The sequence below is a fragment of the Mycobacterium alsense genome, from assembly GCF_002086635.1.
Lineage (GTDB): Bacteria > Actinomycetota > Actinomycetes > Mycobacteriales > Mycobacteriaceae > Mycobacterium > Mycobacterium alsense.
On sequence record NZ_MVHD01000007.1, the window covers coordinates 44,588 to 57,855 of the forward strand.

12 protein-coding genes are annotated in these 13,268 nt (G+C 66.1%); 1 reads left to right on the forward strand and 11 read right to left on the reverse strand.

Annotated elements, in window-relative coordinates; translation table 11 throughout:
* Nucleotides 1-7: 7 nt before the first annotated feature.
* The 6 genes from BST11_RS06725 to BST11_RS06750 are packed head-to-tail and all read right to left on the reverse strand — an operon-like array spanning nucleotide 8 to nucleotide 4,930.
* Nucleotides 8-697, reverse strand: coding sequence for a hypothetical protein (locus tag BST11_RS06725; protein WP_083137199.1), 690 nt, complete (start codon nucleotides 695-697; stop codon nucleotides 8-10).
* Nucleotides 694-1,617, reverse strand: a complete 924-nt coding sequence (locus BST11_RS06730; protein ID WP_083137200.1) for a vWA domain-containing protein — start codon at nucleotides 1,615-1,617, stop codon at nucleotides 694-696. Before BST11_RS06730 ends, BST11_RS06725 begins: the two co-directional genes overlap by 4 nt.
* Nucleotides 1,614-2,591 (reverse strand): hypothetical protein, encoded by a 978-nt coding sequence (locus tag BST11_RS06735; protein WP_083137201.1) that lies wholly within the window; start codon nucleotides 2,589-2,591, stop codon nucleotides 1,614-1,616. The genes BST11_RS06730 and BST11_RS06735 overlap by 4 nt, the downstream gene beginning before the upstream one ends.
* The gene (locus BST11_RS06740; protein ID WP_068206874.1) at nucleotides 2,582-3,055 is read right to left on the reverse strand and encodes a hypothetical protein; all 474 of its coding nucleotides are present in this window, start codon (nucleotides 3,053-3,055) and stop codon (nucleotides 2,582-2,584) included. Before BST11_RS06740 ends, BST11_RS06735 begins: the two co-directional genes overlap by 10 nt.
* Complete coding sequence (locus BST11_RS06745; protein ID WP_083137202.1) at nucleotides 3,045-3,911, reverse strand: DUF58 domain-containing protein; 867 nt, start codon at nucleotides 3,909-3,911, stop codon at nucleotides 3,045-3,047. Before BST11_RS06745 ends, BST11_RS06740 begins: the two co-directional genes overlap by 11 nt.
* A gap of 17 nt (nucleotides 3,912-3,928) precedes the next feature.
* The gene (locus tag BST11_RS06750; RefSeq protein WP_083137203.1) at nucleotides 3,929-4,930 is read right to left on the reverse strand and encodes an AAA family ATPase; all 1,002 of its coding nucleotides are present in this window, start codon (nucleotides 4,928-4,930) and stop codon (nucleotides 3,929-3,931) included.
* Nucleotides 4,931-5,039: 109 nt separating this feature from the next.
* Between BST11_RS06750 and BST11_RS06755 the strand changes: the two genes are divergently transcribed.
* A complete protein-coding gene (locus BST11_RS06755) occupies nucleotides 5,040-6,377 on the forward strand; it encodes an adenylate/guanylate cyclase domain-containing protein (RefSeq protein WP_068206868.1) in 1,338 nt (445 codons plus the stop codon).
* A 67-nt stretch (nucleotides 6,378-6,444) separates the two neighbouring features.
* Here BST11_RS06755 and BST11_RS06760 read toward each other — a convergent pair whose 3' ends face one another.
* The 5 genes from BST11_RS06760 to BST11_RS06780 form a co-directional block, all read right to left on the reverse strand.
* Entirely contained in the window at nucleotides 6,445-7,548 is a 1,104-nt protein-coding gene (locus BST11_RS06760) for a 3-keto-5-aminohexanoate cleavage protein (protein ID WP_083137204.1), read from the reverse strand.
* Nucleotides 7,549-7,749: 201 nt separating this feature from the next.
* Nucleotides 7,750-8,919 carry a CaiB/BaiF CoA transferase family protein gene (locus BST11_RS06765; protein WP_083137205.1) on the reverse strand — a complete coding sequence of 390 codons (1,170 nt, stop codon included), beginning with the start codon at nucleotides 8,917-8,919 and terminating at the stop codon, nucleotides 7,750-7,752.
* 68 nt (nucleotides 8,920-8,987) lie between these two features.
* Nucleotides 8,988-10,511, reverse strand: a complete 1,524-nt coding sequence (locus BST11_RS06770) for an aldehyde dehydrogenase family protein (RefSeq protein WP_083137206.1) — start codon at nucleotides 10,509-10,511, stop codon at nucleotides 8,988-8,990.
* A gap of 31 nt (nucleotides 10,512-10,542) precedes the next feature.
* The gene (locus BST11_RS06775) at nucleotides 10,543-11,724 is read right to left on the reverse strand and encodes an amidohydrolase family protein (RefSeq protein ID WP_068214399.1); all 1,182 of its coding nucleotides are present in this window, start codon (nucleotides 11,722-11,724) and stop codon (nucleotides 10,543-10,545) included.
* 248 nt (nucleotides 11,725-11,972) lie between these two features.
* Nucleotides 11,973-13,193, reverse strand: a complete 1,221-nt coding sequence (locus tag BST11_RS06780) for a cytochrome P450 (RefSeq protein ID WP_207544293.1) — start codon at nucleotides 13,191-13,193, stop codon at nucleotides 11,973-11,975.
* Nucleotides 13,194-13,268: the final 75 nt, after the last annotated feature.

Sequence of the window (13,268 nt, forward strand, 5' to 3'; positions counted from 1 at the left end):
TAGGCCCCTAGCCGCCCGGCGGGGCGGCGGCGGCCGCATCCCGCAATATCTGCTGCAGCTTCTCGAGCGGATCGCCCCCGGCGGGGTCAAGCCGGCGCGGCGGGATCTCCCGGCCGTCGGGTGTGACCGCGGCGGGCGGCGGCGCGGCTGGCGGCGCGTTGAGGGCGGCCCTCTTGGCCGCCAACCGGTTCGCGGCGTCCTGGCGGATGGACCGCCGCTGCGGGTCCGGGTCGTCGTTGCCGACGAAGCAGGCGCGCGGCGCGGCGTCGACGACGGCCAGCGCACTCGCATATCGTTCCTCGGCGCGTGCCCGGTCTCCTGTCGCCACGCCCCGGTCGCCCTGGGTTTCGCGGACAAGTTCGAGATTGACCCGCACCGGGCAGGAGCGGGCGGCATCCGTGCGCGCGAGCGCGGCGGAGAAGTCGGTGTCGGCATCTTCGAGCCGGCCGTCCAGCACCGCGGCGGCGCCCGCGGCGAACGGCGCCCTCGCCGGTTCCACCACGTTGGCCACGCCGAGGATCGTCGCATCGGCCCGCGCCGTGTCCGCGTCACCGCGCGCGAATGCGGAGACGGCCGAATTGCCGGCCAACACAACGGAAATCAGTTTGAGAGCGACCAGCACCGCGACGATGCTCAGCGGCGCCGAGCAGATCAGCAGCCGCCGTCGCAGCCGCAATCGCGCCGGTCGGCGCGTCACGATGCCGAGTCCCGTCGGGCGATGCGACCGCGCCGGAACTCGCGGACCGACAGGTAGATCTCGGCGAGCAGCAGCCCCGCCGCGAGCAGCGCGGGCAGCCAGTACAGCTCGCTCCGATCGACGCCCGTGCCGTGCGGCGCTTCTGGCAGGTCTAGCCGAAGCGGCTGACCGGGATCCCGGTGGATGTAGTGCACGCCGAGTTGGTCCGCGATGCGCCGCAATTGGGCGTCGTCGATCGCCTCGCTGCGGCCGTAGCCGAGCACCGCACCGCCGGCCACCGATCCCCGCAGGACGTTGAAGTCGCCCTGCGGCGCGCGCGAACCGCGCGCACCGGAGCCGAAGTACAACACCGCGTTCCGCGAACCCGGATACTGCTGGGTCGCCTGGACCAGCTGGTATCGCAGCAGGTTGTCCGCGGCCCCCGCGTTCACGTCGGGGCCCGCGTTGTGGGCTCCCAGCGCTGCGACGGTGGGGTGCAGGCTCCAAACGTCCTCGGACAGCGGCCAATCGAGCGAGGCCCGCGAGTCAAAGCCGACCAGCGCGTACCGTGCCGCGGGGTACTGCTTGATCACCGCAGCGATGTCGGCACGCACGCCGGCGATCCGCGGCTGGTCGTTGCCCGGCGTGCCGTAGTCCTCGACACCGGAGTCGGCCGATCGATCGACGACAAGGAACACGTTGAGATCGGCGCCGGCTGCGTTTGTTCCCCAGCGATTTTCGTCGCGGAGAATCGCCGGCCGGGCGGTCGCCGTGATGAGCAGCAGCACCGCGAGGGTCACCCCGGTCCACCGCAGCGCCGCACGGCCCCGGCGGCGCCCCGCCGAGAGGAGCACCTGGCGCAGTGCCACCAGGCGCGCAAGGAGGAGCGCACCGGCGACGACGGCGAGGATCGGCCAGGGCAGCACGGGTTGGAACGTCATCGGCGCAACACCAATAGGGCCACCGAGAGCACGGCCGCGGACACCAGCGCGATCGCCAGCGGCACCGCCGGCGCATCCCGGACGTCCGCGGTGACGACGGTGCCGTCGACCCGGCGCGCGGGCGGGGCGTGCGTGCGGATGCCGTCGATCGCCTTGGTTACCGATCCGCGTCCCGGCGCGAGGTAGTGGCCGCCGGTCCGTTCGGCCAACGCGACCAGCGAGGCGCTTGCGGCCGAGGGGGCCGTGTCGACGACATTGACTTGGGCTCCAGCGCGTTCGGCCAGGTCCGTCACACCGCCGTCGGTGAACAGCGCGGCGCGCAGGTCCCCGGGGGCGCGAAGGTCTGAGGGGCCGAGGTAGATCACCGAAGGCCGGTGCGTCTCACGCTTCTCGTCGGGCGGGAATCCCGAGATGCAGAGCGCAAGAAGGTCGTTCACGCTCGGCGCATAGTCGGTGTAGGGCACCGGTGGGGCGAACGTCGTCGACCGCGCCGCCGGCGCCTGGGTGTACTCGCCGAAGAGGGCCACGGCGTACTGATGGTCGCGCGTGAGCGGCACCAGGCGGCGGTTCACCGATGTCAGGCCGATGCGCTGTGTCTGAGGAGACGTGGCGGCGTGCCCCGCGAAGTAGTCGAGCAATTCAGCCGTCGCCGCATCGGTTGCCGGCTGCCCGACACACAACATGACGTCCTCGGGGTGAGCGGCCTCGAAATCCGTGCTGGCCACGCTCGGGCGCGCCGCAGCCCAGGCGGCGGCGCCGAACATGACCGTCAACACCACCAGCGTCACAACCGTTGACAGCGAACGCAGCCGGGCCACCTTGGCGTACTCGGGCAACCGGGTCAACCGGGCGACGTTGGCCAACGGGCGCAGCCGCCGGCGCGCGGTGGTCATGGGTAGCAATGCCGCCAGCGCGACCGCCGCGACGAAGCCGGCCGACCCGATCGCCGCTATCGGCCACCACCTCAGGTCCACGAGCGGATCAACTCCTGCGCCTCGGCGCTCACCGCGGCGACGTCGACCCGCGACTCGGGGTTGAACTGCGCGTCACCGAGCCGGGTGAGCAGCGGCGCGGCCGCGGCCAGGTTCCGCTCAGCCATGGCGCCCACGTGCAGGTACTGGGCCCGCGCGCCGGTCGCCTGGTGCAGAAAGCTGCGCACCGTCCGGCTGATCGCCGCGCAGGCCGCCGGAGCCGGCGCCCGTCCGGCATCGTGCCGGTCGGCGATTCGCTCCACGCGGCGGGCGAACCGGTTGCGGATCAGCCGGGCGTGCACGCGCCGCACGACGGGGATGCGCCGCAGCCGGTGCGACGGCAGCGTCCACACGACGACGCCGGCATACCAGCCGACGACGGCAAGGATCAGCACCACGGTCCACCACAGCCACCACGACGAGTACGGCTGCGGACCGAACACATGGCGCAGCAGATCATCCGGCACGGGCGGCCACCTCGGCCAGGCGAACGAGTTCACGCCGAATGTCGTTGCTGCCGCCGATCATCGCATAGGGAATGGCGTGGCCGGTCAGGAAAGCGTCGAGGCGGTCGCGCCGAACCCGCTCGGCCCGACGGTACGCGGCGACGACCCGCGGGCCGAGGTCGGCTCCGTTCAGGACGAAGCGACCGGTGGCGACGTCGTACCCGTCGGTGTTGTCGGGACCCACCGCGGGCATGTCGGACACCATCGCCCACATGATGTCGTGGCGCCCGCTCAGCCGCGCGAGCACCGCGTTGAGCCGATCGTCGACCTCGGGTTCGTCGGACACCACGATGATCAGCATCGTGTGCCGGTAATGCGTTGCGACGTAGTCCAGTTGGGCGGCGATGTCGCTGCGGCCGCGTTCGGTGGTGCTGTGCTGGTACCACCGGTGCAGCAGCCCCTCGATGTGCGACTCGCCGCGCCGCTGGGGAATGTTCACCGAGCCGCGGCGGTCGCCGTAGACCATGCCGACCTGATCGGATCGCCGCAGGCCGATCAGCCCCACCGCGCCCATGATGTGCGCGGCGACGTCGCGTTTGTGCTCCCCGCTGGGGGCGAGCGCCGCCGTGTTGCGGCCGGCGTCGGCGACGAGCAGGATCTTGTGGTGCTTTTCGGAGACGAACCGCTTGATGAGCACGTCGCCCGAACGCGCGGAGGCCTTCCAGTCGATGTCGCGGACGTCGTCGCCGCGAACATACGGGCGCAGGTCGTCGAATTCCATGCTGCGCGTATGCAATAGCGCATAGCGGCCGCCTTCGAGCAGGCCGCGGGTGTCGGTGCCGAAGTGCGCCTTCGCCCGGTTGAGGTGCTTGCCCAAGGTGGCCTTCTGACGCCTCAGGGGACCCGGACGGCCCGCAGCACGGCGTCGACGACGACCTCGGGGGTGATGTCGGCGCTGGCCGCCTCGAAGCCGAGGATGAGTCGGTGCCGCAGCACCCGGTGGGCGAGCGTCGCGATGTCCTCGGGCAGCACGTGCGCGCGCCCGGACAGCACCGCCTGCGCCCGGGCCGCCTTGCAGAACGCGATCGTGGCGCGCGGGCTCGCGCCGTATTCGATCAGGCGCGCGATCTGCTTGGGCAGCGCCCGCGCGGGATGTCGCGTCGCGTCGACCAGTTGGCTGGCGTAAAGCATCAGCGCGCGATCCATGTGGACGTGGCGCACCGCGTCCTGCAGGCGCAGCACGTCGTCGAGGCTGACCACCGGCGGGGTGGGCCGGCCCTTGTCGTAGACGCCGGCGTCGATCCGCGACATCACTTCCACCTCCTCCTGCGGGGAGGGGTAGCGCACGATCTCCTTGAGCAGAAAGCGGTCGGTCTGCGCCTCCGACAGTGGGTAGGTGCCTTCCTGGTCGACGGGGTTCTGGGTGGCGATGACCAGGAATGGATCCGCAATGGGGTGCTCGTGTCCGGCGATGGTGGTCTGGCGCTCCTCCATCGCCTCGAGCATGGCGCTCTGGGTCTTCGCGCTGGACCGGTTGATCTCGTCGAGCAGCACGATGTTGGCGTGCACCGGGCCCAGCTGGGTGACGAACGAGTTGGTCGCCGAGTCATAGATCTGCGTGCCGATGATGTCGCTGGGCAGCAGGTCGGGCGTGCACTGGATGCGGTGGAAGCGGCCGTGGATCGATTCGGCGAGCACCTTGGCGGCGGTGGTCTTGGCCAGGCCGGGCACGCTTTCGAGCAGGATATGGCCGCCCGTGAGCAGCCCGATCAGCAGCGACTCCCTCAGGTCGCGCTGCCCGACGATCTTGGACGCGAACGCCTCGGAGATGGCGTCGACGATCCGCCGGATGTCGTCGAGTTCGCGCTGGTCCGGTTGTGTCCGTGTGGTAGTCATACGCCCGCTGGGATACCCGACCGCCGATTTTTGACACGTCGACCGGACTTGTCAGCCACTCAGCCGCCGCTCAGCGGTCCTTTGCACCTACTGGGCGTAGTGTTCGACCATGAACGTCGCGGGCAGGCCACCGGACATTCGCTATGCCAAAAACGGTGACCTCAATATCGCCTACTTCACGACCGGGGAGGGCCCCGACCTCGTCGTCGCGCCCGGGTTCATTTCGCACCTCGAGATCATGTGGGAGGAGCCGTCGGTCGTCCACTTCTATTCGCGGCTCGCCTCTTTCCGTCGCGTTATCACGTTCGACAAGCGAGGCACCGGCCTCTCGGATCCGGCGACGCACGCGCCGACGTTGGAAGAGACCGTCGACGACCTGCGCGCCGTCATGGACGCCACCGGATGTGAAAGTGCCGACCTGCTGGGCATTTCCGAGGGCGGCACGATGTCGATGCTGATGACGGCCAGCCACCCGGAGCGGGTGAACATGCTGGCTTTATATGGCGCGTTCCCCCGGCTGCTCCGAGCGCCCGATTACCCGCTCGGCGTCACCGAGGAGCAACTGTCGAGGATGGTCGAACTCAGTACCAAGGGCTGGGGTGAGGGCGTCGCGCTCGGCGGATGGGCTCCGAGCCGGCGAGGCGACTCCGACCTGCGGCGGTGGTGGGCACGGCTGCAGCGCATGGCCGCCAGCCCGGGCATGGTGCGAAACATCTTCGCGCTCTACCCGCAGCTGGACATACGAGACGTGCTGCCCGCGATCCGGCTCCCGACGCTGGTGCTCCACCGGCGCGACGACCGCATGGTCAGTGTCGAGATGGGTCGCTACCTCGCCGACTGCATCGCCGGGGCCAAGTTCGTCGAGCTCGACGGAGCGGACCACCTGTTCTTCACGGGCGACGCCGACGCATTGCTCGACGAGGTTGAGGAGTTCCTCACCGGCGTCCGGCCGCTGCCTGCGGTCGAGCGCGTCCTGGCCACCGTGCTGTTCACCGACATCGTCGACTCCACAAAGCGGGCGGTCGAACTCGGTGACGAGCGATGGAAGGTGCTGCTCGGCAAGCACGACGCACAAGTCCGCCGCCAGCTCGAGCGCTTCCGCGGCCGTGAAGTCAACACGACCGGTGACGGCTTCCTCGCCCGCTTCGACGGGCCCGCCCGAGCGATCCGGTGCGCCATGGCGATCCGCGACGTGCTGCGTAGCCTCGGCCTCGAAGTGCGGGCGGGCGTGCATACGGGCGAGGTCGAGCTGCGCGACGACGACATCAGCGGCATCGCCGTCCACATCGCCGCGCGCGTCGCGGCGGCGGCCGGGCCGGGTGAGGTGCTCGTCTCGCGCACCGTCGTCGATTTGGTCGCCGGGTCCGGTCTCAGCTTTGCGGCTCGCGGCGAGCACACCCTCAAGGGTGTGGCAGGCGAGTGGCGGCTGTTCGCGGTCGACAATTGAGGCACACGCCGCCACTGCGGGGCCATTCATCTACGACGAGCGATCAGCCGGCACCGAAAGGACGTTGTCACAACTCGACTCGGATCGCCCGCTCGGGGCAGCTCGCCGCGCCCTGTATGGCCTGCTCCAGCAGGCCGCTGTCGACGAGGGGCTTGACGACGACGCAGTAGCCGTCGGAATCGGGTTGGTACACCTCCGGTGCATGGGAGTAGCAGACTCCCCAGCCCATACAGCGATTCCGGTTGACGATCACCCTCACCAACTCGGTTTCGTCCGTTTCGGCCACAGCGAAGCGGGTGCGCACGTCATCCGGTGTGGCCGCAGCGAGTCCACGTTTGGTAATGAGGTGGACCGCGCGATCGACCATCTGGGCATTGGTGGTCGTCCGGAACACCGATGGGCAATCCCCGATGCCCACCCGAATGCCCAGACCACGGTCCAGTGCGTGCTCCCACAGCTCTTGGCACAGTTCGGCGGAACTCATCGCGTACGGCACGACGACGATTTCGTGGTCGATCCACTTGGGGATGCGCGAGACCAGAAAATCCATGACGTCGGGGGCTGGCTCACTGTGGGACACACAACGATCGGAGAAGAACAGCTTGATGTTCAATGGCTGTCGCAAGATCCCGATGCGGGCTGCGAGGATCACCCAACGTAAGTCGACGGCGTTGAACACAGCGATGCTGGGCACCAGTCCCAACTCGGTAAACCGATCGAGTTCGAGCGGGTAATGGGGACGTGAGCCGTTCGTATCATCAGCGCCGAAGTGGACTGCTCTGAACTGGTTTTTGTCTTCTAGCCACAACACGTCCTTGACGTGTTGAGCCGGGTCGAACGGCGCCAGCAATAACTCGTTTCCGGTCGGCGGATGCTCGGCCAGCGCCCAGATGTGTTCGAGGCTGCCCGCGTAGCCGGGGTAGGCCAGCGGATCGACCTCACCGGCCGCCGCGGCCAAGATGGTGCGGGAGACCTCATCGTCGGTCCAGGCTTGCCGACCGTCGCCGTAACGGGCGTGAAAATGGACCACGCTGGCTCCATGCTGAATGCACTCCACCACGTCGCGGGCGGTCTCTTCAGCGCCGTGGGGCACGTGAGGGTTTTCGTGCTTGCTGGCGTCCTCGTTGAGCCCGACCTCGAGGTATACCTTGCCGTCGTCGCGAAAACTCATGGCGTTGTTGCTCTTTCTGGCACGCGTGCGCCGCCGCCCTGACCCGCAAGCAGTCGGCGGATCGCGGCCGCGGCTTGCCGGCCCGGAGGCCCATCCGGGATCCTTTCGGGTCTGGAATCAGAGACCCACAGATATTTCTACAAGAGTACTTGTGAAAAGTCCAGAGGTCGTCTGCGCAACTCTCTTCAACGCGCCGGTGTTTCAGATTGCACCGGACGAACGAAGGCGCTCCATTCCGACCGCGTCGTAGCCCGCCAGGGCGCCGAGTAACTCTTCCGTATGCTGCCCGACGCGCGGGGCTGCTGGCGGTGCAAATCGTTCGTCGGGGTTGGTCTTGATGCACGTTCCAATCAATTGCTGCGACGTCCCGTCAGGCTGAGTCTGCTCGTAGACGAGTCGGCGAGCCTTCGTGTGGTCGTCGTCGAACAGATCGGCGCCCAAAAAAGCTGGCGCACCGGCGATATCAGTCGCGATAAAGAAGTCGGTCCATTCCCTGCGAGTGCGGGCCTTGAAGATCGCCGTCAACTCGTTGCGCAGCCAAGCCTCTGCCTCGACATCCTCCCCCGGCTTCCGGCGCCCCGGTTCGAAAAGATCCATCCTGTCGAGCGACTCGCAGAATCTCAGCCAGAACTTGTCCTCCAAGGCGTTGAACACCAGGTAGTTGCCGTCGCTCGTTTCGTAGTACTGGTAGCGAAGCGAAGCGCGGATTCCCTCGCCGTAGGCCGGCTGACCGTTCGCCAACGCTGTGAGGTGCTGAAAGTTCCAGTTAATCGCAGCATCGACCTGCGCTACTTCAACGTACTGCGGCTTGCCGTCGCGTCCGGCGGCGTGCAGCGCGGCGAGTACGCCCATCGCTGCGTATAGCGGTCCCGCCAGAACACCTGTCGTCCCTGTCGCCGCCCCCGAAAGGCGTGGCGTTCCATCCGCATCGATGATCGGCGGGCTTAAGCCGGCGAAACAGTCAAAGGAAAGCCCGTGTGTGGCTAAGCGGGTGTAGGGCCCATAGCTGCCCATGCCGTTGAGCACGCAGTACACAACTGTCGGGTTGACTGCGACGATGTCGTCGTAGCTGAAGCCGAGCCGGTGCGCGGTTCCGTACCGTAGTCCGTCGATCACCACCGCCGATTTCGTGGCCAGGCGGCGAAACCCCTCTTGGCCCTCAGGCGTTTTCAGGTTGATCGCCACACTCTTCTTGCCACGATTCCAGTGCGCGTCCTGCAGTTCGCCGCCGGAAACCGCACCGCGGAAACCGCCGCCGCCAGGCGGCTCCACCTTGATCACCTCTGCGCCGAGGTCAGCCAGATGCCCGCCCAGCGCATCCGCCGAGAACAGTGACACTTCGAGAACGCGGACATCCTTCAGAAGTTCCATAACGCGACCTTTCCAACCTCAAGTCCCGACGCGGATGCGCGCCACGTCGTCGAAGGTGCAGTGCCCCGCTACATCATGGTGATCGATTTAAGCTCGGTGTACTCCTCGAAGCCCCAGCGACCCTGCTCTCGGCCAAGACCACTTTGCTTGAACCCACCGAACGGCCCCCCGCCGTTGAACATGCCACGCGCCGGCAAAGACCAGCCGGGGCCCTGCCCTCCCCCCGGATTAGTTCCCAGATCGACACCGGGTGCGACAGTCTGCACCATCATGGTGCCGGTCCGGATCTGCCTGGCGACGTTGAATCCCCTCGCGGCGTTGCGGGTCATCACCAGACCCGCCAGACCGTAGATGGAGTCGTTCGCGATGCGGATGGCTTCGTCTTCGGAGCGGTAGGTCATCACCGCCAGTACAGGCCCGAACACCTCTTCTTGGCATAAGCGCATGTCGCTGCGGCAGTCGACGAATGCCGTCGGTTCGTAGTAGAAGCCGCGTTGAAGGTGTTCGGGACGTTTGCCGCCGACCACCAGCCGCGCGCCGTCTTGTAGGCCGGCCTGCACAAAGGATTCAACTCGCTGACGCTGCTGATCCCTGATCAGCGGACCGACGACAGTGGCGGGATCACGCGGGTCCCCGACCGTGATCATCGGGGCCATGGCGTTGAGGCCCTCGACATACGCTTCGAGCAGGTGCTCGGGCAACAGAAGTCGCGACGTCACGGTGCATGCCTGTCCGGCATGCATCAGCACCTGGCCGAATCCTATTCCCGCAACCTCACTTTCGTTGACATCGTCGAGAACAATATGCGCGCTCTTGCCGCCGAGCTCCAGCTGTGCGCGTTTCATCGTTGCCGCCGAAAGCGCGCGGATGCGTCGACCGGTCGCCGTCGAACCGGTGAACCCGATCATGTCGACGCCTCGGTGCGTACACAGCTCCTCTCCCACGTCGGCACCGCCCACGACCACATTGAACACACCGGGCGGAAGGCCGGCCTCCTCGCTGACCTTGGCCAGCTCCAACGCGTTCATCGGAGTCCATGGGTGGGGCTTCAGTACCACAGTGCAGCCGACGGCCAATGCGGCCAGGCACTTTTGAATGTTGATTGAGAAAGGAAAGTTGAACGGCGTGATGACGCCGACCACCCCGACCGGTTCGCGAACCACCGCCACGCCGCCCAGGCCGGTCGGCGAAACTATGGGGCCGCCCGGTGTCTCCACCCACGTCACATCGTGTTCGACGAACTCGCCGTAGTAGTGGGCCGCCTCGATGGCGCCGCCAACCTGAATCAGGTCGGTGATGAAGCCGGTCGAGCCGATCTCGGCGACGACTAGCTCCCGAAGCTCCGCTTTGCGCGCATCGAGGATCTCGGCGAATCGCTTGATGATCTTCGCCCGCTCCCGGACGGACATCCACGGCCACGGACCTTCGTCGAAAGCTCGCCGGGCGGCCTCGATCGCCATTACCGCTTGCTTTGGTCCACCGTCGACGACTCGTCCGATCAACTCCTCGGTGGCCGGATCGATGACATCGATTGTGCCGACGGCGTTGTCGCTCAACCACTTACCGTCGATGAAGCTCTGGTATTCCCGCATCAAACGAATCCGTCAGCCATTGAAACCGTTGCTACGTCAGCGTCGGATACGCGGCGGGCTCAAAGTCGAAGACCCGGCGAGCATTACCCTGCAGCACCTTGTACTTGTCGAGGTCGGACCGACCGTCGAGCGCCTTGTGAGCGGCCTGAAGGGAGTTGGGCCAGAGGCTGTCGGTGTGCGGATAATCCGTTTCGATCATCACATTGTCGACGCCGATGGAGTCGAGGTTAGCCGCCCCGAAGTCATCCTCGATGAAGCAGCCGTACATGTGGTCGTGGAAGAGCTGGCGGGGTGACTCCGGGAAAATGTCGGGGTCGGTGGGCACCGGGGTCAAGCGCATCGTGGCCGGGTCAACCGCCCAGTTGTTGGCGCGCAGGTACTGGTAGTCGGCGGCGACATGTTCGGCGCGCTCGATGAGGTAGGGGATCCAGCCGATGCCGCCCTCGGCCAGCACGATCTTCAGATTGGGGTACTTCTGCAGCTTGCCCGAGAAGAGCCAGTCGGTGGTTGAGTTCGCCAGATTGAGGTTGATGTTGACCGCCTGAACGCCAAAAGGTGCGTCAGGAGATGTCGTCGGGCTGACCGAGGAAGATCCGATGTGTGTGCACAGCGGCATCTTGGTCTCGTTCACCACCGCGAAGAAATCGTCCCATGCTCCCGAATGGATCGACGGAAATCCCAGCGGGTGCATGTTCTCCGAGAAGGCGATGGCTTTGGCGCCCTTGCCGGCGCACCGTAGCGTCTCCTCGACGGCCAGTCGGGTATCCCACAGCGGAACGATGACCATGGGGATGTAGCGACCGGGCGCCGACGCGCACCACTCATCGATGACGAAGTCGTTGTAGGCCTGCACGCACTTGAGACCCAGGTCGCGGTCACCGAGGTGGGCGAACATCTGACCGCAGAACCGGGGGAAGAACGGAAAGTTCAGTCCCGCGATCACGTGATCCTCGTCCATGTCGGGGATGCGGGCCACCGGGTCGAAGTATGCGCGGGGCATCTCGTCGTAATTCACTGGCAGCGGGGAATACTCGGCCGGCCTTTGGTGAGCGGCGACCAATATGCCCATCACCGACGCGCGCGCTTGGTCGTAGATCCACGTATCGACGCCGTCGATGCGCTCGACGTGTGGCACGCGATCGCGGTCGGCGGCCGATGCGCGGTCGACCCATACGTTCGGTGGCTCGATGATGTGGTCATCGACGGAGATCATCCATTGAAGATCTTGCTTGTCCACGGGTTCCTCCCGATATCACCGAACCGGTCCATCGGGCCTGGCGAGCGAACAACGGGCGCAGCATGGAGCGTCGTCACGCAAGACGGATACCGATTACCGGCTGACCTGATGCTAGGAGCGGCTCTGGCGCACTGTCAAGTATCACTCGATAACTTGCCGAGCCCACCTTGCAAACTCACAATTACGCTGGCTGCGAAGCTGAATGGGCGAGCGTCCGCCACCTCTCACCGGCCGACGCAGGCACCCGGCGTGAAGACGACGGGCAGGGCGCGGTAGCCCCGAGTGACCGAGTTCCCGTGAAAATCAACCTTTGCCCCAGGGGGGATGGAGTAGTCGGGTATGCGATTCAGGGTCTGTTCGACGCCGACCCGAAACTCGAGTCGGGCGAGATTGGAGCCCAGACACCGATGGACGCCGGCTCCGAACCCGAGGTGGCGGTTTGTCTGCCGGTCGAGAATGCACTTGTTCGGCTCGTCGAACTCGCGCGCGTCGCGGTTGGCGGCCGCATAGTTCACGACGACCGTCTCACCCGGACAAAACTTCTGGCCGCTTACTTCAACCTCTTCCGCGACTGAGCGATGCAGTCCGTGGACCGAACCGGCGAACCGAATGAATTCCTCTATCGCCGTGGGAATCAACTCGGGTTCGCGTACGAGTCGGTCGCGCTCCGAAGCATGGGTGCCCAGATAGAAGAAGGCGAACGACATTGCACTAGAGGTAGTTTCAAGCCCCGCTTGCACCAGCAGAAGCGCATTCGCCACAGCGTCGTCGAAGCTCAACTTCTCGCCGTCGATCTCGGCGGCGAGCAAAACATCGATCAGGTCGTCACGCGGCGGTTCACCACGACGTTTGTCGATCTCGTCGCGCACGCGATGGTAGAGATTCGTCATCGCACCGATTCGGACCTCTTCGCTCTCACCATTGATCCCGAGGTCAGCGGCCTCGATGTAGAGCGGCACGTCCTCAACGGGCATGCCGAGCAAATGCCGAAAGAACACAATCCCGGGTTGCTGCCATGCGACGTCGGCGAGATCGCCGCGGCCCAATTCGATGAAGTTGTCGATCAACCCATCGGTAATCGCGCGCACCTGGGGCTCCAGGTCCTTCATCCGGCCCGGAGAAAAATATGGGTTGAGAACTTTGCGAAGCTGCTGCTGCCGAGGCGGATCCAAGTTGATCACGATGTCGCCAAACGAGGTCGGGTTGCCCCCGGCGGGCTTGCTGGAAAAGCCGCGCCAATCACGCAAGATCTCGTAACAGTCGTCGTAGCGGGTCGCGACCCACGCGCCCCCCGGCGTAGGGCCCAGGAAAGGGACATCCTGATGAGCGAATGGTCCGCTCTCCCGCATCACTTCGTAGACCTCATAGAGGAATTCTTGGTCGTTGAAATCCTCGTGACGAAGATCGAAATTCCGGGCGTGTTCCTCCGGTGATTTGCTCACCATGGGTAGTCCCTTCCGCACCCGGACGCGGGCATCCCGACCCCGGGACAACGCCAGCGGTCAGCCCGGACAGACAGC

What these genes read in the sequence shown, in the direction of transcription:
- BST11_RS06730 (WP_083137200.1), bottom strand. Translation starts at nt 1,617, where the DNA reads ATGACGTTCCAACCCGTGCTGCCCTGGCCGATCCTCGCCGTCGTCGCC.
- BST11_RS06765 (WP_083137205.1), bottom strand. Translation starts at nt 8,919, where the DNA reads ATGGAACTTCTGAAGGATGTCCGCGTTCTCGAAGTGTCACTGTTCTCG.
- BST11_RS06775 (WP_068214399.1), bottom strand. Translation starts at nt 11,724, where the DNA reads ATGATCTCCGTCGATGACCACATCATCGAGCCACCGAACGTATGGGTC.
- BST11_RS06750 (WP_083137203.1), bottom strand. Translation starts at nt 4,930, where the DNA reads ATGACTACCACACGGACACAACCGGACCAGCGCGAACTCGACGACATC.
- BST11_RS06760 (WP_083137204.1), bottom strand. Translation starts at nt 7,548, where the DNA reads ATGAGTTTTCGCGACGACGGCAAGGTATACCTCGAGGTCGGGCTCAAC.
- BST11_RS06780 (WP_207544293.1), bottom strand. Translation starts at nt 13,193, where the DNA reads ATGGTGAGCAAATCACCGGAGGAACACGCCCGGAATTTCGATCTTCGT.
- BST11_RS06770 (WP_083137206.1), bottom strand. Translation starts at nt 10,511, where the DNA reads ATGCGGGAATACCAGAGCTTCATCGACGGTAAGTGGTTGAGCGACAAC.
- BST11_RS06755 (WP_068206868.1), top strand. Translation starts at nt 5,040, where the DNA reads ATGAACGTCGCGGGCAGGCCACCGGACATTCGCTATGCCAAAAACGGT.